The organism is Aestuariivivens marinum (genome assembly GCF_022662175.1).
Taxonomy (GTDB): Bacteria; Bacteroidota; Bacteroidia; order Flavobacteriales; family Flavobacteriaceae; genus Aestuariivivens; species Aestuariivivens marinum.
On sequence record NZ_JAKMCR010000001.1, the window covers coordinates 639,715 to 666,141 of the forward strand.

The 26,427-nt window shown below is 34.2% G+C and carries 29 protein-coding genes and 1 tRNA gene; 17 read left to right on the top strand and 13 right to left on the bottom strand.

Annotation, left to right across the window (positions count from 1 at the left end):
- Window positions 1-17 precede the first annotated feature (17 nt).
- The 3 genes from MR053_RS02710 to MR053_RS02720 are packed head-to-tail and all read left to right on the top strand — an operon-like array spanning window position 18 to window position 2,776.
- Window positions 18-929, top strand: a complete 912-nt coding sequence (locus tag MR053_RS02710) for an ABC transporter ATP-binding protein (protein WP_242130936.1) — start codon at window positions 18-20, stop codon at window positions 927-929.
- A gap of 42 nt (window positions 930-971) precedes the next feature.
- Entirely contained in the window at window positions 972-2,282 is a 1,311-nt protein-coding gene (locus tag MR053_RS02715) for a phosphoribosylamine--glycine ligase (RefSeq protein WP_242130937.1), read from the top strand.
- A gap of 47 nt (window positions 2,283-2,329) precedes the next feature.
- Window positions 2,330-2,776 (top strand): GNAT family N-acetyltransferase, encoded by a 447-nt coding sequence (locus MR053_RS02720; RefSeq protein WP_242130938.1) that lies wholly within the window; start codon window positions 2,330-2,332, stop codon window positions 2,774-2,776.
- A gap of 1 nt (window position 2,777) precedes the next feature.
- On the opposite strand, the gene MR053_RS02725 is transcribed toward MR053_RS02720, so the two are convergent.
- The 9 genes from MR053_RS02725 to pdxA all read right to left on the bottom strand — a co-directional run bounded on the left by MR053_RS02725 (window position 2,778) and on the right by pdxA (window position 10,120).
- The gene (locus tag MR053_RS02725) at window positions 2,778-3,248 is read right to left on the bottom strand and encodes a GreA/GreB family elongation factor (protein ID WP_242130939.1); all 471 of its coding nucleotides are present in this window, start codon (window positions 3,246-3,248) and stop codon (window positions 2,778-2,780) included.
- The gene (gene mtgA, locus MR053_RS02730) at window positions 3,235-3,927 is read right to left on the bottom strand and encodes a monofunctional biosynthetic peptidoglycan transglycosylase (protein ID WP_242130940.1); all 693 of its coding nucleotides are present in this window, start codon (window positions 3,925-3,927) and stop codon (window positions 3,235-3,237) included. Before mtgA ends, MR053_RS02725 begins: the two co-directional genes overlap by 14 nt.
- Before the next feature lies 1 nt (window position 3,928).
- Entirely contained in the window at window positions 3,929-5,044 is a 1,116-nt protein-coding gene (locus MR053_RS02735) for an NAD(P)/FAD-dependent oxidoreductase (protein ID WP_242130941.1), read from the bottom strand.
- Between the two features lie 77 nt (window positions 5,045-5,121).
- Complete coding sequence (gene accC, locus MR053_RS02740; RefSeq protein WP_242130942.1) at window positions 5,122-6,474, bottom strand: acetyl-CoA carboxylase biotin carboxylase subunit; 1,353 nt, start codon at window positions 6,472-6,474, stop codon at window positions 5,122-5,124.
- Window positions 6,475-6,559: 85 nt separating this feature from the next.
- On the bottom strand, window positions 6,560-7,039 hold the full coding sequence (gene accB, locus MR053_RS02745) for an acetyl-CoA carboxylase biotin carboxyl carrier protein (protein WP_242130943.1): 480 nt from the start codon (window positions 7,037-7,039) through the stop codon (window positions 6,560-6,562).
- A gap of 34 nt (window positions 7,040-7,073) precedes the next feature.
- Window positions 7,074-8,066, bottom strand: coding sequence for a beta-ketoacyl-ACP synthase III (locus MR053_RS02750; protein ID WP_242130944.1), 993 nt, complete (start codon window positions 8,064-8,066; stop codon window positions 7,074-7,076).
- 182 nt (window positions 8,067-8,248) lie between these two features.
- A complete protein-coding gene (gene rpmF / locus MR053_RS02755) occupies window positions 8,249-8,452 on the bottom strand; it encodes a 50S ribosomal protein L32 (RefSeq protein ID WP_242130945.1) in 204 nt (67 codons plus the stop codon).
- Window positions 8,453-8,460: 8 nt separating this feature from the next.
- Entirely contained in the window at window positions 8,461-9,000 is a 540-nt protein-coding gene (locus MR053_RS02760) for a YceD family protein (protein ID WP_242130946.1), read from the bottom strand.
- A gap of 73 nt (window positions 9,001-9,073) precedes the next feature.
- The gene (gene pdxA / locus MR053_RS02765; RefSeq protein WP_242130947.1) at window positions 9,074-10,120 is read right to left on the bottom strand and encodes a 4-hydroxythreonine-4-phosphate dehydrogenase PdxA; all 1,047 of its coding nucleotides are present in this window, start codon (window positions 10,118-10,120) and stop codon (window positions 9,074-9,076) included.
- 62 nt (window positions 10,121-10,182) lie between these two features.
- On the opposite strand from pdxA, the gene MR053_RS02770 reads away from it, so the two are divergent.
- From MR053_RS02770 to MR053_RS02780, 3 genes are all read left to right on the top strand, one after another.
- Window positions 10,183-10,776: a riboflavin synthase gene (locus tag MR053_RS02770; protein WP_242130948.1), complete on the top strand. Its 594-nt coding sequence runs from the start codon at window positions 10,183-10,185 to the stop codon at window positions 10,774-10,776.
- Between the two features lie 676 nt (window positions 10,777-11,452).
- Window positions 11,453-12,880, top strand: coding sequence for a Na+/H+ antiporter NhaC (nhaC, locus tag MR053_RS02775; protein WP_242130949.1), 1,428 nt, complete (start codon window positions 11,453-11,455; stop codon window positions 12,878-12,880).
- Window positions 12,881-12,894: 14 nt separating this feature from the next.
- Window positions 12,895-14,076: a trans-sulfuration enzyme family protein gene (locus MR053_RS02780; RefSeq protein ID WP_242130950.1), complete on the top strand. Its 1,182-nt coding sequence runs from the start codon at window positions 12,895-12,897 to the stop codon at window positions 14,074-14,076.
- Between the two features lie 156 nt (window positions 14,077-14,232).
- Here the strand turns inward: MR053_RS02780 and MR053_RS02785 are convergent, their stop codons facing one another.
- A complete protein-coding gene (locus tag MR053_RS02785; RefSeq protein WP_242130951.1) occupies window positions 14,233-14,853 on the bottom strand; it encodes a DUF7486 family protein in 621 nt (206 codons plus the stop codon).
- 628 nt (window positions 14,854-15,481) lie between these two features.
- Here MR053_RS02785 and MR053_RS02790 point away from each other — a divergent pair.
- The 8 genes from MR053_RS02790 to MR053_RS02825 all read left to right on the top strand — a co-directional run bounded on the left by MR053_RS02790 (window position 15,482) and on the right by MR053_RS02825 (window position 21,022).
- The gene (locus tag MR053_RS02790) at window positions 15,482-16,711 is read left to right on the top strand and encodes a tyrosine-type recombinase/integrase (RefSeq protein WP_223549960.1); all 1,230 of its coding nucleotides are present in this window, start codon (window positions 15,482-15,484) and stop codon (window positions 16,709-16,711) included.
- Window positions 16,711-17,358: a hypothetical protein gene (locus MR053_RS02795; protein WP_223549962.1), complete on the top strand. Its 648-nt coding sequence runs from the start codon at window positions 16,711-16,713 to the stop codon at window positions 17,356-17,358. Before MR053_RS02790 ends, MR053_RS02795 begins: the two co-directional genes overlap by 1 nt.
- Window positions 17,359-17,445: 87 nt before the next feature.
- Window positions 17,446-17,754, top strand: coding sequence for a helix-turn-helix domain-containing protein (locus MR053_RS02800; protein WP_223549964.1), 309 nt, complete (start codon window positions 17,446-17,448; stop codon window positions 17,752-17,754).
- Entirely contained in the window at window positions 17,748-17,963 is a 216-nt protein-coding gene (locus MR053_RS02805; protein WP_223549965.1) for a hypothetical protein, read from the top strand. Before MR053_RS02800 ends, MR053_RS02805 begins: the two co-directional genes overlap by 7 nt.
- A 115-nt stretch (window positions 17,964-18,078) precedes the next feature.
- Window positions 18,079-18,918, top strand: coding sequence for a rolling circle replication-associated protein (locus MR053_RS02810; RefSeq protein WP_242130952.1), 840 nt, complete (start codon window positions 18,079-18,081; stop codon window positions 18,916-18,918).
- A gap of 77 nt (window positions 18,919-18,995) precedes the next feature.
- Window positions 18,996-19,877 carry a restriction endonuclease gene (locus MR053_RS02815; protein WP_223549969.1) on the top strand — a complete coding sequence of 294 codons (882 nt, stop codon included), beginning with the start codon at window positions 18,996-18,998 and terminating at the stop codon, window positions 19,875-19,877.
- Window positions 19,878-19,887: 10 nt separating this feature from the next.
- Complete coding sequence (locus MR053_RS02820) at window positions 19,888-20,211, top strand: HNH endonuclease (RefSeq protein ID WP_223549970.1); 324 nt, start codon at window positions 19,888-19,890, stop codon at window positions 20,209-20,211.
- Between the two features lie 4 nt (window positions 20,212-20,215).
- On the top strand, window positions 20,216-21,022 hold the full coding sequence (locus MR053_RS02825) for an HNH endonuclease (protein WP_223549972.1): 807 nt from the start codon (window positions 20,216-20,218) through the stop codon (window positions 21,020-21,022).
- A gap of 106 nt (window positions 21,023-21,128) precedes the next feature.
- Here MR053_RS02825 and MR053_RS02830 read toward each other — a convergent pair.
- Window positions 21,129-21,202: transfer RNA gene (locus tag MR053_RS02830), tRNA-Ile, on the bottom strand.
- Between the two features lie 77 nt (window positions 21,203-21,279).
- On the bottom strand, window positions 21,280-21,684 hold the full coding sequence (mce, locus tag MR053_RS02835; protein ID WP_242130953.1) for a methylmalonyl-CoA epimerase: 405 nt from the start codon (window positions 21,682-21,684) through the stop codon (window positions 21,280-21,282).
- A 76-nt stretch (window positions 21,685-21,760) separates the two neighbouring features.
- On the opposite strand from mce, the gene rbfA reads away from it, so the two are divergent.
- Window positions 21,761-22,156: a 30S ribosome-binding factor RbfA gene (gene rbfA / locus MR053_RS02840; RefSeq protein ID WP_242130954.1), complete on the top strand. Its 396-nt coding sequence runs from the start codon at window positions 21,761-21,763 to the stop codon at window positions 22,154-22,156.
- A complete protein-coding gene (locus tag MR053_RS02845; RefSeq protein ID WP_242130955.1) occupies window positions 22,157-23,374 on the top strand; it encodes an ABC transporter permease in 1,218 nt (405 codons plus the stop codon).
- Between the two features lie 83 nt (window positions 23,375-23,457).
- On the opposite strand, the gene dusB is transcribed toward MR053_RS02845, so the two are convergent.
- Window positions 23,458-24,453 carry a tRNA dihydrouridine synthase DusB gene (gene dusB / locus MR053_RS02850; protein WP_242130956.1) on the bottom strand — a complete coding sequence of 332 codons (996 nt, stop codon included), beginning with the start codon at window positions 24,451-24,453 and terminating at the stop codon, window positions 23,458-23,460.
- 125 nt (window positions 24,454-24,578) lie between these two features.
- Here dusB and lepA point away from each other — a divergent pair, with 125 nt between their 5' ends.
- Window positions 24,579-26,375 carry a translation elongation factor 4 gene (gene lepA / locus MR053_RS02855; protein WP_242130957.1) on the top strand — a complete coding sequence of 599 codons (1,797 nt, stop codon included), beginning with the start codon at window positions 24,579-24,581 and terminating at the stop codon, window positions 26,373-26,375.
- Window positions 26,376-26,427: the final 52 nt, after the last annotated feature.

Sequence of the window (26,427 nt, forward strand, 5' to 3'; positions counted from 1 at the left end):
GTTTTTATTGGATTGCTATGCTCACCGTAACCAACCTTTCTTTTTCCTATAAAAAAACACCTGTTTTAAAGAACATTTCATTTAACTTAAAATCAGGTGAAAATCTGGCTGTGATTGGCCAAAGCGGTTCTGGGAAAAGTACCTTACTTAAACTGCTATACGGCACATACGATCTGGATGAAGGCCAAATGTTTTGGAAAAATCATGAAATTCTCGGGCCAAAATTCAACCTCATTACAGGACCTGATTTCATGAAATACGTAGCACAGGAATTTGATTTGATGCCTTTTACTTCGGTAGGCGAAAATATTGGTGAATTCCTATCCAACTTCTACCCGGAAGAAAAACAAAACCGTATCGACGAACTTTTAAAAGTAGTAGAACTCACCACATATAAAAACAAAAAAGTTAAGACCTTAAGTGGTGGACAAAAACAACGTGTGGCATTGGCCAGAGCTTTGGCCAAAGCTCCTGAAATATTGCTGTTAGATGAACCCTTTAGCCACATTGACAACTTTAAAAAACAATCGCTGCGCCGTAGTCTGTTTAACTATTTAAAGGATAAAAACATAACCTGTATTGTTGCTACTCATGACAAAGAGGACGTTATCTCCTATGCCGATACCATGATTGTTTTGCATGATACCAAAGTCATCGCAAACCAATCGCCACAGGAATTATATAACAGTCCCAACAACGCATTAATTGCTTCATTTTTTGGGGAATTCAACATCATTGAAAATCACATTGTTTATGCCCATCAGCTTAAGGCTGTTGAAAAATCCAACTTAAAAGCGATTATTAAACATACTTATTTTAAAGGCAATCATTATTTAATTGAAGCCGAATTAAAGGGTAAAAAGATCTTTTTTGAACACCCTATTAGCCTTGAAAAAAATTCAACCGTATCTCTAACAATCAATCGTTAAATAGTATACATTTGTGCTATTAAATTTCTGTTTTTATAGCAGTTGAAAACCACACATAACGCCAAAAATCCTACCATAAAAAGAAGGTTTCTTTTTATTTCAAGGTGGGGAGAAATACTGGATCTTGTATATTCAGTTCAAAAGGAAGGCCACTCAGTTAAACTATTTATCGAAGACAAGCCATCTAGGGAAATCGGTTTCGGTTTTGTTAAAAAAGTGAACGATTGGCAAAAACATATCGATTGGGCCGATATCATTATTTTCGATTATACAGGATATGGTAAAATCTGTGATGACTTACGCACTACTGGAAAACTTGTTTTTGGAGGTTCCCAATACACCGATTTATTGGAGTTGGACCGCAATTTTGGACAACAAGAACTTAAAAAGCATAAAATAAAAACCTTGCCCTTTAAAGAGTTCTCCAATTTTCACGATGCCATTTCTTATGTGGAACTAAACCCCGATGCCTATGTTATAAAACCTTGTGGTGAAATACAGGATCTTAAACAATTACTTTTTGTAGGAAGTGATGATGAAGGTTTGGATGTAATTCGGGTATTAAAGGCATACGAAAAATCGTGGGGCAATAAGTTTGGAGATTTTCAATTGCAGCGAAAGGTACGCGGTGTTGAAGTATCGGTCTCAGCTTTCTTTAATGGCAAGCACTTTATAAAACCACTTAATGTCACCTTCGAACATAAAAAACTGTTTCCTAACGAGCTAGGTGTTTCTACTGGTGAAATGGGAACAAGCATGTTTTGGACCAACGATTCCCCAATATACGATGCTACCTTAAAAAAGTTTGAAACCACTTTGGCAAAACACAATTTTGTGGGTCACATTGATATTAATTGTATTGTAAACGGCAATGGTATCTATCCTCTAGAATTCACCTCCAGATTTGGTTACCCACAAATATACATACAAAGTGATGGAATTAACGAATCTTTGGGTAATATGATATACAAGATTGCTAATGGCGATACTTTTACGTTTAATACTAAAAAAGGCTTCCAAATAGGTGCTTATATTGTGGTGCCTCCGTTTCCTTATACGGACAGGAAAAGTTTTGAACTGTTTTCAAAAGACTCGGTAATCATTTTCAAAAAAGAACTTAAAGAAGGTGTGCATCCCATACACTTAAAATGTATAAATAACGAATGGTTAATAACAGGCAATACGGGTATTGCGCTTTTGGTAACGGGAATGGGAGTAACCATGAAAGACGCCCAGCGCATGATGCAAAATCGCATAAGTAATATTATTGTGAACAACAGTTATTACCGTACCGATATTGGCAACCGATGGGTTGAGGACTCCGATAAGCTTTGGGCTTGGGGCTTGTTATGATATTTTTTAGGTGTGAAATACGAAGCTTGAAGCAAAAGATATAATCCATGAAATTCCTATTTAAAAGAACCCAAAAACCCAATAGGTTTTTTAAAATTCTGCCACAGGATTGGCAGGATATTATCGGACCGCAATGGAACAATTACCGAGATTCTTCTTCCATTTATATTATTGAATGTAATGGGCAGGTCATAGCTGGTGGTATTATATTTTCAAAAACACCTCCAAATGCTACTCCATTGGAAATAACCTATAATCACTTGTTTGATAAAGGCTATCTGTATTTAGGATTTATTTTTGTAATACCCAAATATCGAGGAAAACAGATCGCCAGTGGCTGGTTGGGTGCATTAAAAAACAAATATAAAAATCAACCATTTTGGCTCACTATTGAAGATTTTGGCTTAAAATCATTTTACAAAAAAAATGGTTTTAAGCTTATAAATGAAGACTCTAATTTCATTGGAGAAGAATGGGTTATGGTTTCAGAATAGTTTAAATTATTTTATGGACCTGTATATTTTCTCCCCTAAAAACTATAATGTCATTTACAGTTTTCCCTAGAAGTAATTGTCCTATAGGCGAATGGATAGAAATGGCATAAAACACATCTTTGGCCAATCTTAGTTCGCCAACACTAATGGCAATAAAATAATTTGCTTTGCTTGTATAAACTACGCTTCCCAAAACAATCACTCTTGATGTTTTTTCAATATTTATTTTAGAAAGAATCGCACTAGTCTTTTGAATTTCCGCAAGTTGTTGTCCTGCTTTTTCCCGCTCCAATTGTACCATAGCACGACCTGTTTCATGTTTGTCGCCCGCTGTGCTCTTTGTCTCAGCATATAAGGATTCCTGTAGCTGTTTAATGGTAGCCTTAACTAGATCTAGCCTAGATAACAAAGTATCTCGACACTTATTATAAAGTTCTTGCTTTATTTTGATATCGATTTTACTTACTTTCATTATAACTTAAATGACCATAATACACCATTTGTTTTTTAATCCATTCTTTTCTTCCCTGTATATAACTTGAAGGCGGATTAGCTCTATAGTTCCTTGGGTTTGGCAAAATGGAAGCAATTGCTGCAGCTTCATCTTTTGTTAATCGTGATGCCGATTTACCAAACCAATATTGTGATGCCGCTTGAATACCATAAACGCCATTACCCATTTCAATACTATTTAAATAGACTTCCATAATGCGCTCTTTAGACCATAATTGTTCAATTAAAAAAGTGAAATACGTTTCCAAACCTTTGCGCAACCAACTGCGTTGTGGCCACAAAAACACATTCTTGGCCATTTGTTGACTTATGGTACTCGCTCCCCTTAATCGTTTTCCAGTTTTGTTATAATCAATAGCTTTTTCAATAGCCTTAATATCAAAACCACTATGTTTTATGAAGTTTTGGTCTTCACTACAAATAACCGCCAATTGTATCTGTTTAGAGATTTCATCCAAACCCACCCATTGGTGTTTCCATATTTTAGTGGTTTGGGTTTCCTTTGCTTCAAAATAACGAATGGCCATAAGTGGTGTTGCAGGTACTGGAACCCATTTATAAAGTAGGACCCATAAAACGGAAAGGATGATAAACCAAATAACCGATTTGAATAAAAACTTGTATATCTTTTTTAACATATCAATCAACTAAACCAGCCAATTCCATACCTACTAAACTACCAATAGCAACACCCATACCACCTAGACGAACACCACAGTAAACATGGTTACTTAGTTGCTTAACAATAGGTTTTTTTTGAGCACCAATACCCATAATGCCGCTCCAACTATAATCAATCTCAAAAGGTGTATTGGGTAAAATTGTTGTTGCCAAGAGTGTTTTTAATTTATTTTGAATTAAAAGAGTTTGTCCAAATACTGTAGTTTCTTCTGTTTTAAAATCGAGATTTCTTCCTCCTCCCAATAAAATCCTATTATCTATATTTCTGAAGTAATAATACCCTTTATCTAAATGAAATGCTCCTTTAATGTGTAGATCTTTTATGGGTTTAGTAATAAGTACTTGTGCTCTGGCCGGTTTAAGGTCTTCATTTAACAATTGCAAAGCAAAACCATTGGTAGCAATCAGTAATTTTGATGTTGAAAGTTGAAAACGGTCAGTAACTACTTTAACGGCATTAGCATCTTCCAAAAAGCTTAAAACGGACACATTATTTAATATTTTTATTCCTCTGGATTGTGCTTTTAAAAGTAATGCTTCCATCATTTTACCTGTGTCGATCTGTCCTTCGAAAGCATTAAAAATATATTGAGTATTAACCTTTTTAAAATGGAATAGATTGCCCTTTAAACAAAAGACATCCTGATTAAAAATAGGCTTTAGTAATTGATTAACCTCATCCATTCTCGACATGCAGGTTTCAAAAAGTTCCATATCGACTTCATTGAACAATTCGTAACCTCCTAGTTGCTGGTATTTAATAGTTGTATCGCCTAAATTCTGTCTTAGTAAATGTAAGCCTTGAACACGTTTTTTTACCAACTCAAGTACTTCCCCTTCAGTATGAGATGTTAAATCATCCAAAATCTCACTCAGACTTCCAAAACACGCAAACCCTGCATTTTTGGTACTAGCGCCTTGTGGTAAAATCCCTTTTTCTAATATTACAATACGTGATTTTGGAAATCTTTCTTTTAGCGATAATGCGCAATTAAGGCCCACAATACCACTGCCAACTACGGTGTAGTCTATATTGGTTAACCAACTTTTTATTTCCCAATAGGATAAATTCACTTGTTTAGGAATTACAGTTAATTAGTAGCTTCGAAATTAATCAAAAAAAACTCCGAAATTGCCTTCGGAGTTTAAATCTAATCTTCTGTTTCTTTTTTCATAACGAAGTCTTCCATAAACTTGGTCGTGTAATGACCAGCCAAATAATCGGGATGGTCCATTAACTGTCTATGGAATGGAATGGTTGTTTTTATACCTTCTATGACAAACTCATCCAATGCACGCTTCATTTTACTTATCGCTTCTTCTCTAGTTTGAGCAGTTGTAATTAGCTTGGCAATCATTGAGTCATAGTTAGGCGGTATTGTATAACCTGAATACACGTGGGTGTCTAAACGTACACCATGACCTCCGGGGGCATGCAAAGTTGTAATCTTGCCTGGTGATGGCCTAAATCCGTTATAAGGGTCTTCAGCATTTATCCTGCATTCAATAGAGTGTAAATTAGGGGTATAGTTCTTGCCAGAAATTGGCACGCCTGCAGCCACTAATATTTGTTCTCGTATCAAATCGAAATCGATAACCTGCTCTGTAATAGGATGTTCAACTTGAATACGAGTATTCATTTCCATGAAGTAGAAATTCCTGTGTTTATCAACCAAAAATTCAACAGTTCCTGCTCCTTCATACTTAATATACTCGGCTGCTTTTACAGCTGCTTCTCCCATCTTTTTACGTAGTGCTGAAGTCATAAATGGTGATGGAACTTCTTCTGTAAGCTTTTGATGACGACGTTGAACGGAACAATCCCTTTCAGACAAATGACAAGCTTTACCACGGGAATCACCCACAATTTGAATTTCGATATGTCGAGGCTCTTCAATAAGCTTTTCCATATACATATCGTCATTCCCAAATGCTGCTTTACTTTCTTGTCGAGCAGAGTCCCAAGCAGCTTTAAGGTCCTCTTCTTTCCAAACACCGCGCATACCTTTACCGCCACCACCAGCACTAGCCTTTAACATTACAGGATAACCCGTTTCCTTAGCTATTTTTTTACATTCCTCAAAATCTTTAATAACACCATCACTTCCAGGAACACAAGGTACTCCTGCTGCTTTCATAGTTGCTTTTGCATTAGCCTTATCACCCATACGGTCAATCATTTCGGCCGATGCACCAATAAATTTTATACCGTGATCTTCACAGATTTTTGAAAATTTAGCATTTTCCGATAGAAATCCATAGCCTGGATGAATGGCATCTGCATTGGTGATTTCAGCAGCAGAAATAACGTTAGACATCTTTAAATAAGATTCACTACTAGGCGCAGGTCCAATACAAACCGCTTCATCGGCAAATTTAACGTGTAAGCTTTCCGCATCTGCAGTTGAATATACTGCTACCGTTTTTATGCCCATTTCCTTACACGTTCTAATAACACGCAAGGCTATTTCGCCTCTATTGGCAATTAATATTTTTTTAAACATAATATCTTCAAATTTTCAATATTCAAAAAACAAATTCCAAAACAAAACGATTGGACATTTGGGAATTGAAAATTGGGATTTTACATTAAGAAGGGTCTACTAAGAATAATGGCTGGTCGAACTCCACTGGAGACGCATCATCAACTAAAATCTTAACTATTTTTCCCGAAACTTCAGATTCTATTTCGTTAAACAACTTCATGGCCTCTATAATACACAGCACATCACCTTCAGCTATAGTTTGTCCTACTTCAACAAATAATGGTTTATCTGGTGATGGTTTTCTGTAAAAAGTTCCTATTATAGGTGATTTTATAGTAATGTATTTTGAGTCGTCTGACGCAGGGTCAGGAGCCGCAGGAGCTGCGGGTTCAGGAGTAACTGGTGCTGGTGCAGGAGCTACTACTTGGGGTACTGATGCCGCAGGTACTTGATGTACTATAGTAGTTTCAGAATCGGCTGCTGTTTTAATAGTAATCTTGATATCATCCATTTCGAGTTTAACCTCACTTGCTCCAGATTTTGCAACGAACTTAATTAAATTTTGAATCTCTTTAATATCCATAATATGTTTATTGGTAATTGGTTATGTGGTTTAATTAATTATAGGCCCATTTTAAATAAATGGCTCCCCAGTTAAATCCGCCTCCAAAGGCAGCAAAAATTAAATTATCTCCTTTTTTAAGTTGGGATTCGTAATCGTTTAATAATAATGGTAATGTCGCTGAAGTTGTATTACCATATTTATGTATATTAACCATAACTTTTTCTTCTTCTAGTTCTATACGTTGAGCGGTAGCATCAATAATACGCTTGTTTGCCTGATGTGGCACCAACCAATCCACATTGTCTTTTGTTAGATTATTACGGTCTAAAACTTTTACTGTAGCATCTGCCATATTAAATACGGCATTTTTAAAAACAGTACGTCCTTCTTGAAATGCATATTGCCCCCCTTGATCTATCGCTTCATGCGTAATAGGGTTCACAGAGCCTCCATAAGTGGCCTGTAAAAACTCACGTCCATTACCATCACTTCTAAGATATTCGTCCTGTAACCCTAAACTTTCTTCGTTGGGTTCAAACAAAACTGCTCCAGCTCCATCTCCAAAAATGATGCAAGTTGCCCTATCTTTATAATTGATTATTGAAGACATTTTATCGGCCCCAATTAACAATACATTTTTGTACCTCCCCGATTCAATATAACTTGCCGCTACTGACATTCCAAACAAAAAACTGGAACAAGCGGCATCCATATCAAATGAAAACGCATTTATTGCTCCTATCTGAGCTGCAGTATACGCTGCTGTTGAAGCCGCTTTCATATCTGGAGTTGCCGTGGCAACAATAATAAGTTCAATGGTTTGGGGATCTATTCCTTTTTTATTGATAAGATCTTGGGCTGCCTTTATGGCTAGGTAAGAGGTGCCTTTGCCCTCTTCTTTTAAAATGCGACGTTCTTTGATACCCGTTCTAGTGGTAATCCATTCGTCATTCGTATCAACCATAGTTTCAAGAATTTGATTGGTTAATACATAGTCTGGTACATAAGCACCAACAGCTGTAATTGCCGCAGAGATTTTACTCATAATTTTAGAGTTATTTTGACCAAAAACTTACAAAAATTTGGACAAAAACATTTAAAATTTGTGAAAACTACTAAATTTTGGTGTAATAATACACAAAATTATGTGTTTTTGTATTTAGTTAAATGCACTTCATAAAAAAAACGCTCATAGGTGAGCGTTTTATTATATGCAAGCATTATAGTTTATGCTAAATTCTCTACTTCTTTAGAGTTATCAATTAATACTTGACCTCTGTAGTATAGTTTTCCTTCATGCCAATGTGCTCTGTGGTATAAATGAGCCTCACCTGTTGTAGGACAAGTAGCAATCTGTGGCGCAGTTGCTTTATAATGGGTTCTTCTTTTATCTCTTCTAGTTTTCGAGATTTTTCTTTTAGGATGTGCCATTTTATAATTTATTTATCCGTTAATAATTTCTTTAATGTGTTCCATCGAGGATCTATATCCCCTTCTGATTGCTTTAACTTATTTGGCTTTGGACTTAACTCTTCTAATTTTTTAAGTATGTCTGAATTCAACGTTCCGTCTATTACTCCAGGATGAATGCGCTTAATAGGAACTGCCAATATAATTAACTCATATATGTATTGCTGAATGTTAATTTCATGGGTTCCATGTGGTATAATGAGAATATCTGTATACTCATCATTATATTCGTCACCAAACTTAACCACTAAATCAAAAATATTGCTAATATTTTGATTATACGGTTCGTTAGTTAAATCGCAATTTATATTGACCTCTCCTGAAACTTCAAAATGCAATTCAAGCAATGTTGCCTTTTTATTTAAAACAACATTGACATGAACGCATGTGTCGTTAAAGTCTTCATACTCAAAATGTTCAAAGAACGCTTGCTCAATGTCATATTCAAAATGATGCGCTCCAACTTTTAACCCCACAAATGGAATTGTAAACTCTTTCAAAGGCTTCATTATCACATCTATTTTGAGCCTGCAAATATATAAATTTTTATTTACGCTACCTTACTTATAAACATTTTTTTGTTTATATCTTTTTGGTTGCTTTTTTTAAAGGATTTGAACTAAGTAATTCATAATCACTTCTATTTCTGAAAATTTTAATAGCTGTAAATATAGCTTCTTTAAAAGAGCTTTCGTCTGCAACACCTTTTCCCGCTATTTCATATGCCGTGCCATGGTCTGGTGAGGTTCTAATTCGATTAAGACCTCCTGTAAAATTAACCCCTTGCCCAAAAGATAAGGTCTTAAAAGGTATTAAACCTTGATCGTGATATGCAGCAATTATGGCATCGAAATTTTTATAATTATCCGATCCAAAAAAACTGTCGGCCGCATAAGGTCCGAAAACCAATTTACCCGATTCCTTTATATTTTTTAATGTAGGTCTCATAATAGTATCGTCCTCATTCCCAATAACCCCATTATCTCCTGTATGGGGATTAATACCCAAAACAGCAACTTTTGGTTTATTTATTCTAAAATCTTTCTTTAATGAATTGTAAATAATATCTATCTTTTTCTCAATAAGTTTTGGTGTTATATGGCTAGCAATATCCTTTACGGGCACATGATCTGTTAATAGGCCAACCCTTAAACCATTGGTTACCATAAACATTAAGCTTTCTCCTTCCAACTGTTGTGCTAGATAATCAGTATGACCTGGAAAATTAAATTTTTCAGACTGAATGTTGTACTTGTTTATTGGTGCTGTAACCAAAACATCTATGTTGTTGTGCTTTAATGCTTTGACGGCTACTTCTAAGGATTTTACGGCATAGGTTCCTATTCTAACATCTTCTTGACCAAAGTTAATGTTTACAGGTTCTTTCCAGCAATTAAATACATTAACCTTGCCCTGCTTAACTTGATCAAAACTATTAATGATATTAAAATGTATTGCTGAGTTGAAATGAGCCTTTAAGAAACCCATCACTTTAGCCGAAGCAAAAACGACTGGAGTACAAAACTCTAAGCTTCTTTCATCTTCAAAGGTTTTCAAAACAATTTCACCACCAATTCCGTTTAAATCACCTATAGATATTCCAACAATTATATTTTCTTCGTTCTCCATTAAATATGATTAAGTTTTGTAATTTTGATGATGCAAATTTAACCAAATAAACAGAGATTATAATGTTCACGGGAATTATTGAAGAGATTGGGGTAATAACTAATCTGATCCATGAAAAAGGAAACCTTAATATTACTCTTGAAAGCAACATAACATCTGACCTAAAGATTGACCAAAGTGTCGCTCATAATGGGGTGTGCCTAACCGTAGTTGAAATAAAAGACAATAGCTATACTGTTACCGCCATTAACGAAACTCTTGAAAAAACTAATTTAAAACACTTAAGTATAGGCGATAAAATAAACTTAGAACGCGCCATGAAACTTGGCGATCGACTAGATGGGCATATTGTTCAAGGACATGTAGATCAAACTGCAATGTGTACAAATATAGAGTCTGACAATGGTAGTTGGATTTTCTCGTTTGAATACGATAGCTCACTAAATAATATTACCATTGAAAAAGGCTCCATAACCGTAAATGGAGTAAGCCTAACGGTTGTAAATTCTAAAACCAATATGTTTAGTGTAGCCATAATACCTTACACTTATGAGCACACTAATTTTAATACATTTATTATTGGATCGATAGTAAATTTGGAATTTGATGTTTTAGGAAAATATGTGACAAAACTTATTTCTCTTAATAAAATCTAAGTATGCTATTTAATTTTAAGCATCAAACTTCTAATGCCATAAAAAAGCCCACACACTAAAAGAAATATTGCATCCAAACCTACAGAAAGACCTACAGGGGGCGTAGGCGGCGGCGGCGGCGGCACATCCTTTTGCGCCATACAAACCATACTTATTAATAAAAATAAGATTGAGGTTAATATTCTTTTCTTTTGTAGCATCATGGGGGTGCTAATGTATAAAAAAATGCAATTTAACTAAAAAACCTAATAGCTGTTTTTATTAAAAAATAGGGTTTAAAACCCATTTAATCCGATTAAATACCATTTTTATTAACATTTAACCAAAAAATAAGCTTTCAATAAAAAATAATCCCTCGTTTTTTACAGCAAGCTTAACAAATATATATAATTAAAAGTAAAGGGAAAATTAAATCTTTTATATCAAAAAACATATCACCTGTAATAGACTTATATTTTGAAACGACATCTACATTGGATTTCAAGGTAATACAAAGATTAAATTTTAAATCATTTCAATAAGAACCCTCGGTGATATAAATATGGGATTACTTTAAACCAAAGCACCCAATTATAAAAACCAAATCCACAAAGTGTATCATGATTCTTCAATTGAGATTTCTATTTTGAAAAAATAATTAATTACTTTTAAAATTTAATCAACAAACTTTATCAATTTGGCAGATACTAAACCCAAAACCTATCAATTACTTTTACCTCTTTTATTTTTATTGACTATCATAACTATAGGTTTAGTAATTGGTCCTTATTTTTATGGTTTAAAACCAGTCCCTTTAGAGATTATATTTTTGCTTGCCGCTGCTTTTTCTGCTGCAGAGTTTATGATTTTAGGGTATAAGTGGACTGACATTCAAAAAGCCATTGTAAAAAAGATTGCAAAAGGGTTTCCAATTATACTTATCTTTTTTTCAATTGGCATCCTTATAGGTTCATGGGTTATATCGGGTACAATTCCAATGTTAGTATATTACGGTATAAAGATTATTAACCCAGAATACATGTATGTAATTGCTTTTTTTGTTCCAATAATTTTTTCACTACTAACTGGTACATCATGGGGTTCTGTGGCAACTATTGGAGTCGTAATAATTGGCATTGCATCAATTACCGGAGTAGATTTAGGCATTACGGCGGGTGCTATTATCGGTGGCGCTTTTTTTGGAGACAAAATGTCTCCATTATCCGACACTACTAATTTGGCATCAGCAGCAACAGGGGTTAACCTGTACGATCATATTCAGTCCATGATGTACACTACAATACCTTCTGCTATTCTTGCCGCCATCATCTTTTTTTGTTTATCTTTTGCTTACCCTCCTTTGAACGAAGTAAACAGTGTCGCTAACTATGAAGAAACATTGGCTTCCATAGAAAGCCTATTTAACTTTAACATCTTATTGATTATTCCCCCAATAATTGTTCTATGTGGATCCATTATTAGGAAACCTACTGTTCCAGTTATGTTATTGTCTGCCTTTTCAGCCTGTGTATTATCCTTATTATTTCAAAATTATTCTATTGAAGACTTAATACAAACACTTTTAAAAGGCTACCATGTAAATATGGCCGAATGGACAACTACTGTACCAAAAAATATATATGTTTTGTTCAATAGAGGAGGGCTTTATGCGCTTAACGAGGCTATCTTTTTTACAATCATGGTATTTATTTTTATAGGTATTCTAGATATGGTTAAAGCCATGCCTACTCTTGTAAATATAGTTTTTAAAGGCATAAAGAAAAAATGGATGTTAATTGTGTCCTCCTTAATAGCAACAGCTTTCACTAATGCCTTTACTTCTAACCAAAACGCTACCAGTTTTATAATTGGAGATGCTTTTAAATCGGCTTACGACAAATTAAACATCTCAAGAAAAGTGCTATCTAGATCAATTGAAGATTACGGGACCATGATAGAAACCTTAATCCCTTGGACTGCTTCAACTTTATTTGTTGTGGGCACCTTAGGAGTGAGTTATGCCGATTATTGGCATTGGCAACTATTATCTATTATAAATATTTTTATAGCACCTATTCTAGCCATTGCTGGTATAGGGTGCTTTTATAAAACCAATAAAACATAAATCTATTTTCTACAATGAAAAAAGAAAACATAGAAACCATATTGTCCCACGATGGAAAAAAAGCGCATAGCAAAGGGGCTGTAGTACCACCTATATACCAAAACTCATTGTTTACCATGAAAGACTGGGACGATGCAGAACAAACTTTTGATGATAGAATTAATAACTACATTTACACAAGAGGCAACAACCCTTCGGTAAGAATTGTAGAAGAAAAGCTGGCCAAAATATCTGGTGGAGAAAGCGCTAAACTATTTGGATCGGGCATGGCTGCAATAAGTGCATCGATACTATCATGCATCAAATCAGGAAGTCATATTATTACCGTGAAAAATATTTATGGCCCTGCCAACAATTTATTGCAAAACTATTTCAAACCAAAATTTAATGTTGACGTTACCTATATTTTGGGAACAGATATCAAAGAATTTGAAGATGCTATTCAGCCCAACACCTCATTAATTTATTTGGAAAGTCCCTCGTCTGTTATTTTAAGCTTACAGGATATTGAAGCTGTAGTTAAACTAGCAAAACCTAAAAACATTAAAACCATTATTGACAATACTTGGAGCTCACCTATTTTTCAAAAGCCCTTGAGTCTTGGCGTTGACTTGGAAATACACTCTTGTACAAAATACATTGGCGGACATAGTGATGTAGTAGCTGGTATTGTAATTGGATCTAAAAGAGATATCGACAACTTATTCACTAAAGAATTTGAATTGTTAGGAGCAAAACCTGCTCCTTTTGAAGCTTGGTTGCTTTTAAGAAGTTTGCGTACCTTAAAAATCAGGATGGACCAGCACCAAAAAAGTGCTTTGGCCGTAGCTCAGTTTTTAGAAAGCCACCCTAAAATTGAAAAAATAAATTATCCAGGTTTAAAAAGCTTCCCGCAATACGAATTAGGCAAAAAGCAAATGACTGGCTATGGAGGGCTAATGAGCTTTCAATTAAAAACTCCTGATTTAAATAAGATTAAAACTTTTTTTAACAACTTAAACTTATTCCAAATTGGCGTGAGCTGGGGAGGTCATGAAAGTTTAATATACGCTCCTGCCATAAGCTATCTTAAAGAGCTTAGCAAAGAGCAGTTTGAAGGTATGGGTATTAGCTTAGGAGATATGCGTATATCAATAGGTCTTGAAAACACTGAAGATTTAATTGATGATCTTTATAACGGCTTGAAACTGATATAAATTTTGATTGCTCAATGTAAAAAATAAGCCTTGCAAAAATGCAAGGCTTTACATTCTCTTAAAGTGCTTCTAAATGTTTTATCACAACTTTTGCATCATTCATGATAAAACACCCATGGTTGCAATACATTTAGCTTCTATAAAATTTATCTTTGTCTAGTAATAACTTTGGGTAAGTGCTTTTATATGTGCATAGATATCAACTCCATTAACTACTGCCTCAACAGTTTCTTTTTCCATTTTAACTCCTTTAACATCATTTACCCAACCATTTGGAGAAATAGCTTTAACACCATAGAATTTACCTTCTTTATTAATCGCTTTAATATTGATAATATTTCCAGATTGACTTACGCCCTTAACATCTAACACCTCTCCCTCTGCTGTTAAAGCCTTAATTTTTATAATAGTCCCATCGGTATCTAAAGCCTTAACGGGCATATACATGTTTTCACTAACCAGCATTTTAACAGGTAATCTTTTACCATTTACAAAGGCTTTAATATCTAAAACACTCCGTTGATTCTCGTCTTGGATTGCTTTAACATCATATATGGTTCCATCTTCTCCAATTGCCTTAACATCTAAAAGCTTGCCGTCTGGATGTATAGCTTTAATATGCCATATAACCTCGGTTAAATTATTCGATTCTGAACTATTAGAGTCCTGAACAAGGTTAACAACTGTTTTATCATCTTTACAGCTGGTTAATAAAATAAAAAAACCAAGGAAAGCAGCAATTTTTCCAGGTTTTAATTTAAAAATAAAAGTTTTCATCTGTATAAATATTAGTTGATTAGTATTTCTATAGGTAACAATAATTAAATAGAACCCTATAAATTTCAATGTTGCCGAATTTAACCTAATACCAGAAAAAAAACTATGATAAAAGTCATCTTTTTAATACCGCACAAAAATGGTTTTTAGTATATCATGACTAAGAAAACAACACCTCGTCCTACGGAATTAAATTGATAAAAACTGATTCCGTATCAAAATCCACATAGCTAAAAACAGGGCGAAAATTGACATAATCTTCCATTAAAAAAACTGCACCCTTTTCATTTTAAATTGCATCCTTCTATACAGCCTTTTCCTCCAAAAAAACTTGGCAAGTTGGCATTATTAGTAGTTAATGCGCATAATGCATACAGTCAGCAATACTAATAAGGATAAGTCAATAAAAAAAGCCCAAACAACAAATGTAATTTAGGCTTTTAGGTGGTCCCACCTGAACCACTTGAATTTTTACTTTATTTTACTCTATTTTATTGTATTTTAGCTTGTTAAAGCCCATAAACAGGACATTTTACAGTTAAGAGAAAACAGGTGAAATTAAACGAAATTAAAAAAATTCGTCCCCTGATTCGTCCCCTATAAATATAATTTATCTTACATTTGAAACATGGGAAAAGCAAAATTTATACTCAAAGAACCTACTTCCAAAACGGATACGCTAATCTACTTAATTTTTAGATATCAATATCAAAGATTCAAGTATTCAACTGGCGAAAAAATAAATCCAAAATTCTGGAATTCTACCTCGCAAAGAGTAAAGGCTACAAAACAATTTACTGAACATCCCGAATTTAATGCTAGATTAGATAAAATTCAAAATGGCATAAATAACGCTTTTAGAAAATTACTCAATGATGGCATTCAACCAAATAACACAAACCTAAAAGAAGCTTTAGAAATTGAATTATCGGATAATATCGTAAAGCCTAAAAAATTATCTCTTTTTAAATTCATTGAAGATTACATCGAAGAAAGCAAACTCAATAAATCCAATGGAACTATTAAGGTTTACAATACCACATTTACATACTTAAAAGAGTATGCTAAAAAATATAAACCTATAGACTTTGAATCTATTACTTTAGAGTTCTATAATCATTATTTAGGTTTTCTAAAAAAGCATAATCTATCGAATAATACAGTAGGTAAACACATAAAAACTATCAAGTCTTTTATGAATGAAGCTACTGAAAGAGGACATAACACAAACCTAGAATTTAGAAATAAGCGTTTCAAAACAATTAGGGAAGAATCAGATAGCGTTTATTTAACTGTTGACGAATTAAAAAAGATTGAAAAACTAGATTTGAAAGCTAGTCCGAGATTAGAAAAAGTTAGAGATTTATTTTTAGTAGGCTGTTATACTGGTTTAAGATTTTCAGACTTCACCCAAATAAACCCCGAGAATATAGTCTCCAGCAATACTGTTATTGAAATAAGAACTAAAAAAACAGGTCAAAGGGTATCTATTCCACTACATAAAACGGTAAGGACTATTCTTAAAAAATATAAAAACAAACTGCCTAAAGCCTACACTAATCAAACCATGAATGATTATCTAAAGGAAGTTATAAGCTTGGCAGGGATTAAAGAAAAAATTGAAACTACAATTACAAAAGGCGGTAAAGTAGTAAAAAAGCCAATTCCAAAACACAAATTAGTTTCTACCCATACCGCTAGACGAAGCTTTGCCACAAATCTATATTTAGCAGAAGTCCCAACTATTTCAATAATGAAAATAACAGGACATCAAACAGAGCGTTCATTTTTACAGTATATTCGCGTTTCTCAAAAGGAAAATGCAGATAAATTATTAACGCACCCATTTTTTAACTAATGAACATAAAATCTTTTGAAGAGTTCAAAACTGAATTTGAAACTGAACTAAATCAAATACCTCAAACCCACAAAAAGAACTTTATCGAAAATGAAATTAAAGAAGTTGAGAACTACATAAGACATGAACAGACAAAAAATATTCATGGTAATTTTTTTAAGAACAAGAGCCTTATAAACACTTCTAATGCTTTTTCTGTTTTTAAATTAAGCATCTCTCCATTGGCAAGAAAAGGATTTTCTGATTCATTTAATGATTATACACTTAAAGGAATAATTAATCAAGAAACGGAGTGTTACAATCAAGCTTATCATTTCGGAAAATATTATCTATGGCTAATTGAGTTAAAAGAAGAATTAAGTAAAAAACCAAAAGCTAAAACACCTCAATTAACTCACAAACAAAAAATACTTGCCTTGCATTATTATGGAGTTGATTTAAACAGATACGATAATGTAAAAACGGCTAAAATATTATCTCAAATTTTAGGTGTTGGAGAAGAAAACACAAGAAAATATCTCTCTTATGTCTCAGCAGGTAAAAATGATGTGAGGACAAAACAAAATTTAGAGAAAGTTTCTCAATTATTTGAAAATACAGGAGTTATAGAAATATCGAATAAAATAAAATTAGATTTAGAAAAATAAAATAAAGGTTGTGGCTACCACAGCAACTACCATACGGTAGCCCTCATTTCATATTTGCACCAGTTAAAACACAAAACAAATGCATTTATGAAAAACATTCAAATTAACAATTTCAACATCGCTGACTTAGAACAGGCGATAAAAAATGTTCTAAATGAAAATATCTTTAATGGTGTTCTAGATAACATTAATAAAGACATCTCTGTAAATATGTATTCAAGAGAGGCAACGGCAGATTTGCTTTGTGTCTCACTACCTACACTAAACGAATGGACAAAACAAGGTATTATCCGAGCGTTTAGAATAGGAGGTCGCGTCCTTTACAAATTAGAGGATATAAACGATGCATTAAAAGAGGTTAAAACTTCAGTAAAGAGAGGAGGTAAATCATGTTAAAAAAGAAAAATGATTACTCCGTTATTGTTTTCCTAGAAAATGAAAAAAAGCCTAAAAAATGGTCTTATGTGCATAAGCTAAACGGCTTTTCAATGTTCCTATCTAAAAAGCATCCTAGTTGGCAGTATATGAATGTATACAACCGTAGAGAAGGAACCTTTATGAAACAAATTAAGAAAGGCGATTTCGTCCCTGCTTTCCTAGAGTAGGGAGCCTTTCTTTTTTTTAACCTTTAAAAATACTTACTCAATCAATCAACCTTTAGTAACAACCTTTAGTAAATAACCTTTTAATGGTATTTATTAATGTACAACGATTCAGATTATGATAGTTAAGAATACATACGGAACAAGTGTTGCTTTTACAACTAGCAGATACGGTAAAGCACCAAAACATGAGTTTACAGGTTCAGCATTACAACGTAAAAAGCAAGAACCTAAAAAGAATACAAAAGCAAAAAAAAAAGAGAGTAAGGGCAAGGAGAAAAAGGAGCGCTCCTTGTCCAGGCGTTCGAAACAAAAAATTCGTAAAAAATTAACCTGTTTTGCTAGGTGTCATAAAAAATTAAGCTTTTTAACCCTAACGTTTTTAAACACAGTAACCGATGAACAAGCCATTAATTTACTAAGGAAGTTTATAGACAATGTTAAAAAAAGAAGTAAGGATTTTCAATATATCTGGGTAGCGGAAAGACAGACTAAAAATGATGCATTTAAGGGAAATGTACATTTTCACATGATAACTAATAAATATTGGAAAATCGAAAAATGGTGGAATTATTGGATTAATCTTCAAATAAAGAATGGCATTACTCCAAGAAAAAAAGACTTTAAGCCCTCCTCTGCTTTTGATGTTAAACAATTAAACTCAAACAATATTAGGTCTATTGCTTCTTATGTTACAAAATATGTCACCAAGAATGATGCGAAGTTTAAGTGCCAAGTATGGAACTGTTCAAAACATGTTTCAGAACTTTACACCGATTTTTATACTACAACGGAGTTTACAGACCAATTTAAGAGGTTAGGTGCTGTTAAAAAAGAGTTGACCAACACGGACAGAGAAAGCCCCGTAATTAACGTTAAAATGATTGATTTAAACAGGAATACATTACCTATGTATAAAAGGCTTGATGACAAGAATAAAAATACTCTTAAAAAATAACTTGTTTACTATGAGAATCACTTTGTAAGAGTTACCTTTATGTGTCAAAATTCAATTTCCAAATCATAGAAACTCAAATGGAGATACCAAAATTTCATGAAACTTTTATTCCAATACTTAAGGTTTTGAAAAATGGCGAAACTTTACAGGCTAGAGAAATGTATCAATTAGTCATAGATCAATTTTATTCTGAATTAACCAAAGAGCAATTAAATCAAAAAACAAAAAGCGGTGATAGATTAATCATTAATAGAATAGCTTGGGGTAAATCATACTTAAAAAAAGGTGGGTTTATAGAATTTCCGAAAAGAGGCATTGTAAAAATAACCGAAAAAGGTAAAAACAGCATTGATTCAAAACTTACTTTAAAACAAGTAGAAAGTTCAGATAATTTCTTAAATTTTTATAGCGAAGAGAACTCCAAAAAAGGGCAAGATGTATATGAGATATCAAACTCATCTCCTCAAGATCTTATTGAAGAGGGTTTCAAATTAATTGATTCTCAAGTAAAAGAAGAATTACTAGAAAAACTAAAATCAATTGACCCTTTCTATTTTGAAAGAGTAATTCTGATTTTACTTAAAAGAATGGGATACGGTGACTTTATCGAAACATCAAAAACAGGTGATGGTGGAATTGATGGGATAATTAATGAAGATAAACTAGGTCTTAATAAAATTTATATTCAAGCCAAAAGATATGGTGAAAATAAGGTTCGGGAAAAAGACATTAGAAACTTTATTGGTGCAATGAGTGGCGACACGCAAAAAGGAGTCTTCGTTACTACTTCGTCATTTGATTTAGGGGCAATAAAAAAAGCTAACGACGCTCACCATACAATAATTCTAATCGATGGGGTAAAACTGGTTGATCTGATGCATGAATACAACATTGGTGTTCAAGTAAAAAACACCTATGAAGTTAAAGAACTTGACAATGACTTTTTCGAAAGTGAGTAAAACTAATTAAATGCCAAACCGTTGGGGAATACCAAAACAAGTAGAAGAATTCGTAAAAAATAGAGATATCGAATGTGTTTATTGTGGTCAAGAGTTTTTAGACAATCCTATATCACGTAAGAACAAACCGTCTTGGGAGCATATTGTGAATGATATCAGGATTAATGGAATAGATAATATTGCTGTTTGTTGTATGTCCTGTAATGCAAGTAAGGGAGCGAAAAATTTGGAAACTTGGCTTCAAAGTGACTATTGTAAAAGAAATAATATAACAGAAAAATCTGTTGCCAATGTGATAAAAGAAGCTATAATAAACCCTCCTAAATTAAAATAGCAAAATGAGAACATTCCTATTCGCTTGGAATCCAAAAAAATGGAATTGGTCAACTCTCGAACAGAGTATTCAACAAATTGAACAAACAGGTCGAGCATCAGAAAAATGGAGCGTTATTAGTCACAAAAAAATTCAGCCCGGTGACAGAGCTTTTCTTATAAGGTTGGGAAAAGAGCCTAAAGGAATAATGGGGTCAGGATTTGTTGTTTCCCCTGTTTTTCTATCCCCTCATTGGGATGGCTCAGATAGGTTAGTTAACAGAGTAATGATTGACTTTGAAGTACTTCTAAACTCTGAAAAAGAGCCACTTCTAAATTTTGAAAAATTAAAAAATGGAAACTTACAAAAAGTCAATTGGACTCCTCAATCCTCAGGAATTGAAGTTAACAAGGTTGTTTCTGAAGAACTAGAAGCAGTTTGGTTTGAATTCTTAAATACGCAAAAAATTAGGCATAACCCATTTAAAGAGACTGAAGAACAAAAACAAAAAGTATATACTGAGGGAACTCCAAATCAAGTGTTAGTTACTAAATATGAACGGAATCCGTTTGCAAGAAAAACTTGTATAGAATATTATGGCTTATCATGCTCAGTTTGTAAATTTAACTTTGAAGAAAGATATGGAGAATTAGGAAAAGGGTTTATACACGTACATCATTTAAAACAAATTGCCGAAATAGGGAAAAAGTGTGAAGTCAATCCAATTAAAGACTTACGACCTGTGTGTCCAAATTGTCATGCAATGATTCATAAACGAAAAACGCCATACTCAATAAATGAATTGAAAGAAAAAATTGAACTTACAGAATAAAATATCAACTACTAAATTAGATATAAATACTGTCCCCTGATTCGTCCCCTAGAACTAAAAAAGCCTCATAAATTCAACATTTACAAGGCTTTACAGGCTTAAAAAGTGGTCCCACCTGGGCTCGAACCAGGGACTTTCTGATTATGAGTCAGATACTCTAACCAACTGAGTTATAGGACCTATTAGCATCACACTAATATCGCTCTGTTAAAAGAGTCTGCAATATTACTACATATTTTATAACTCTACAAGAAATTTTATTCCTTTATCTCTTGACATAGCTCTATTAAAACCCCATTAGTAGTCTTAGGATGCAAAAAAACAACCAATTTATTATCTGCACCTATCTTGGGCGCTTCATTCAATACGATAAAATCTTCTTTTTTTAATCGTTCTATTTCAATTGCAATATTATCAACATCAAACGCTATATGATGGATTCCCTCCCCTTTTTTAGCAATAAACTTAGCAATAGGACTGTCCTTATTGGTTGCTTCCAACAGTTCAATCTTATTAGATCCAACTTGAAAAAACGAGGTATTAACTCCTTCGCTTTCCACCATTTCAGTCTTATAATGCGGTTTCCCAAATAACTTTGAAAAAACTTTGTTGGAAGTTTCCAAACTCTTAACAGCAATGCCTATATGTTCAATTTTGTTCATTTAGTTCCAAGGTTTAATGATATAAATTTTGAATACCAAAGGTAAATAATCTTTAAATATCAATTACTTTTGCAATATGGAAGAAAGTCAAAGACAAAAAAAAATAGCATCTGTATTACAGCGTGATTTGGCAGAAGTACTTCAATATGCGGCCACACAAGGCGGTATGCGAGGCATTTTAATTTCGGTATCAAAAGTCAAGGTTACTGTAGACTTATCGATTGCCAAGGTTTACGTAAGTGTGTTTCCCAACCACAAAGGTGCCGAAATTTTAAAGGGCATCACCTCTAACGCCCCTTTAATAAAACACGAGTTGGCTCAACGCACTAAACACCAATTAAGACGCATGCCCCAGCTTGAGTTCTTTATAGATGACTCTTTAGAATATATAGACAAAATAGAGCAATCCCTAAAAGGAAAGGAGAATCCCATTAACAATCCTGATTTGCTCGACAAAAGAAAAAAATCTTAGTTGAATGTTTCTCTATACATAGCAAAGCGTTACTTACGTTCTAAAAGTAGCAACAACGCCATTAACATTATATCTTATATCGCATTACTTGGTGTTATTTTGGGATCTGCTTCCCTATTTATTGTTCTTTCGGGGTTTGCTGGGTTAAAGGATTTTACACTTCAATTTTCAACCATCATCGATCCCGATTTAAAAGCCGTGGTCGCCAAAGGGAAATCGTTTATTTTAACTGATGAAGAAGCTGTAAAACTATCCCATATTGAAGATATTGTGGTTTTTTCAAAAGTTGTGGAGGAACGTGTTTTTATTCAGTCTAACGACAAATCCTACCCAAGCGCTTCCATAAAAGGAATAGATGATAATTTTAAGCGAGTCAATGTAATCGATTCGATATTGGAACAGGGTAATTGGTTGCAGGAAAAAACCAATCAAATTGTTGTTGGTTCAGGTATTTCTAATAACCTATCTTTTGGCGTCTTGGATTACAATAAAGTCATTAACATCTATGTGCCCAAACCTGGTAAAGGCCAAATCAACTCGGTCGAAGAAGCGTTCAATACAGTAAACGCAGTTAATGTTGGAGTGTTTTCTATCAATGAAAGCCTAAACGACACTTATGTATTTGCCTCCTTAAGTTTAGCACAGCATTTATTGAACTACAAGCACAATCAAATTTCAGCTATAGAATTTAAGCTTAAGGAAGATACTGATGAAGCTTGGGTAAGAGAGCAAATTCAAGCTGTGTTAGGTGATAAGGTCGTGCTTAAAAATAGAGCACAATTAAATGATGCATTATATAAAATGCTAAACACCGAAAATCTAGCGGTCTATCTCATTTTTACATTGGTGTTGATTATAGCTCTTTTTAATGTTATTGGATCGATAATTATGATGATTTTAGACAAAAAGAAAACCCTAAACACCCTATTTAACCTTGGTGCTAACATAAAGGATATTCGTAACATTTTTTTTCTTCAAGGCAGCTTAATGAGTGTTTTAGGCGGAATAATTGGAATTGCTGTTGGTTTGTTACTTACATTAAATCAATTATACGGTCCTATAGGGTTGAAATTTTTTATAACAGCTTCGTTGCCTTATCCAGTAAAAATAAAAATCATTAACGTTTTTATCGTGTTTTTTACTATTTCGGTTTTAGGTGTAATAGCTTCAACAATAGCATCGGCAAGGATTACGAAAAATTTGGTACAGGATTATTGATTTTTTAACACCGCCTCTGGTGTTTGAGGTTCTCAAAAACATCACATGCTAGTCGGATTTTCACCCCAACCCTCAAGATTAGGTTAGTCAGTAAATTGGTAATCACTAAATTTTTCCAGAACCTCGTCAAAAACAGCAAATACATCTTTTGAATCATCACTAGTAACCATTTTGGTACGGTATTCCTTGAAATGCGGAATGCCCTTAAAATAATTAGTGTAATGTCTACGGGTTTCAAAAACACCTAAGATTTCTCCTTTCCAGTTTATTGCCATTTGCAGATGTCGGCGTACCGCTTCTACACGCTCGGCCATGGAAATAGGTGGTAAATGTTCTCCTGTTTTAAAATAATGTTTAACTTGTTTAAAAAACCAAGGGTTACCTATACTCGCACGACCTATCATGGCACCGTCCAATCCGTAGCTATCACGCATTTCTGCTGCTTTTTCCGGTGTATCAACGTCGCCATTACCAAACACGGGAATGTGCATACGAGGGTTGTTTTTTACTTCGGCAATAGGTTTCCAATCGGCATTTCCCTTATACATTTGGGCTCGTGTTCGTCCATGAATGGCAATAGCCTTACATCCCACATCTTGCAGGCGTTCGGCAACCTCAACAATCTTTATGGAATCATGGTCCCAGCCCAAACGTGTTTTTACGGTAATCGGTAGATTGGTGCGTTTTACCATTTCGGCTGTCAATTTTTCCATTAAACAAACATCCTTTAAAATGCCTGCGCCTGCGCCTTTACTCACCACTTTTTTTACGGGACAGCCAAAATTGATATCAATAATATCAGGGTTCGATTTTTCAACAATATCAATGGTTTGCAGCATACTATCCAAATTAGCTCCAAATATTTGAATTCCTACGGGACGCTCCTTTTCATAAATATCCAACTTCATCACGCTTTTGGCCGCATTGCGTATTAAACCTTCGCTGGAGACAAACTCAGTATACACCACATCAGCGCCCTGTTCCTTGCAAAGCGCACGAAAAGGTGGGTCACTAACATCTTCCATAGGAGCCAAAAGTAATGGAAAATCGGGGAGTTCTATATTGTCTATTTTTACCACTTAACTTAAATTGGAGTGCAAAATTACAGTTTTTTGTTGAATGACTTACCATTACCTTAAAAACCTAACTGCAACATCAAAAAATCAGCTATATTTGCAAATTCAATCTAGGCATAGATTCAGACATGAAGCATATCAGAAATTTTTGCATTATTGCACATATAGATCACGGTAAGAGCACTCTTGCAGATCGCTTGTTGGATTTTACGGGTTCAGTAACCGATAGGGAAAAACAGGATCAGTTACTCGATAATATGGACTTGGAGCGCGAACGTGGCATTACTATAAAATCACACGCTATACAAATGGATTATATGTACAAAGGTGAGCAATATGTACTCAACCTTATCGATACTCCTGGGCATGTTGATTTTAGTTATGAAGTGTCCCGTTCCATTGCAGCTTGCGAAGGCGCCCTTCTTATTGTTGATGCCGCCCAAAGTATACAGGCACAAACCATATCCAACTTGTATTTGGCATTGGAAAACGATTTGGAAATTATCCCTATTTTAAATAAAGTGGATTTACCTTCTGCCAATCCCGAAGAAGTAACCGATGATATTGTAGACTTGTTAGGTTGTGAACCAGAAGATGTTATCCATGCCAGTGGTAAAACCGGTTTTGGAGTAGATAATGTGTTGGCTGCTGTTATAGAGCGTATTCCTGCGCCTAAAGGTAATCCAGACGAGCCCTTACAAGCCCTTATTTTCGATTCGGTTTACAATTCCTTTCGTGGGGTGGAAACCTATTTTAGAGTTATTAACGGCTCCATAAAAAAGGGACAGCACATCAAATTTATAGCTACTGGTAAAAACTATTTTGCCGATGAGGTAGGCACCCTTAAACTCAAACAATTGCCAAAAAATGAAATTAAAGCAGGAGATGTTGGCTATGTAATAACTGGCATAAAAGAGGCTAAAGAAGTTAAAGTAGGGGATACAATTACCGATGCCAAAAACCCGACAAAAAATGCTATTTCAGGTTTCGAAGATGTCAAACCTATGGTCTTTGCTGGTATTTACCCTGTAGACACTGAGGATTATGAAGAGCTACGTGCATCGATGGAGAAACTACAGCTTAACGACGCTTCTTTGGTTTTTCAACCTGAAAGTTCGGCTGCTTTAGGCTTCGGTTTCCGTTGTGGATTCTTGGGCATGCTCCACATGGAAATTATTCAAGAGCGATTGGAACGTGAGTTCGACATGACAGTAATTACTACTGTACCTAACGTATCCTATCATGCCTTTACAAAAAAATATCCAGACGACATTATAATTGTTAACAACCCTTCCGATCTACCAGACCCTTCAACTTTAGATCGTGTGGAAGAACCTTACATAAAAGCGACCATCATTACTAAAGCCGATTTTGTGGGCAACGTGATGAGCTTATGTATTGAAAAGCGAGGCATGATAACCAATCAAACCTATTTAACACAAGACCGTGTAGAGCTTAATTTCGATATGCCTTTGGCCGAAATTGTTTTCGATTTTTACGATCGCTTAAAAACGGTTTCAAAAGGCTATGCCTCTTTTGATTATCACCCTATTGGAATGCGTACATCAAAATTGGTGCGTGTCGATATTTTATTGAACGCCCAGCCCGTTGATGCACTTTCGGCTTTAATACATGCCGATAACGCTCAAAACATTGGAAAAAAAATGTGTGAGAAGCTAAAGGAGCTTATTCCGCGTCAGCAATTCGACATTCCGGTGCAAGCTGCCATTGGCGCTAAAATCATTTCAAGGGAAACCATTAAAGCGCTTCGCAAAGACGTTACTGCAAAATGTTATGGCGGTGATATATCACGTAAGCGTAAACTTTTGGAAAAACAGAAAAAAGGGAAAAAGCGCATGCGTCAAGTTGGAAATGTTGAAATCCCACAACAAGCCTTTATGGCTGTTTTAAAACTTAATGATTAACCAAGTCGGGTAGCTATATTATCTTATTGATAATCTTTAAATTAAGTTTTCT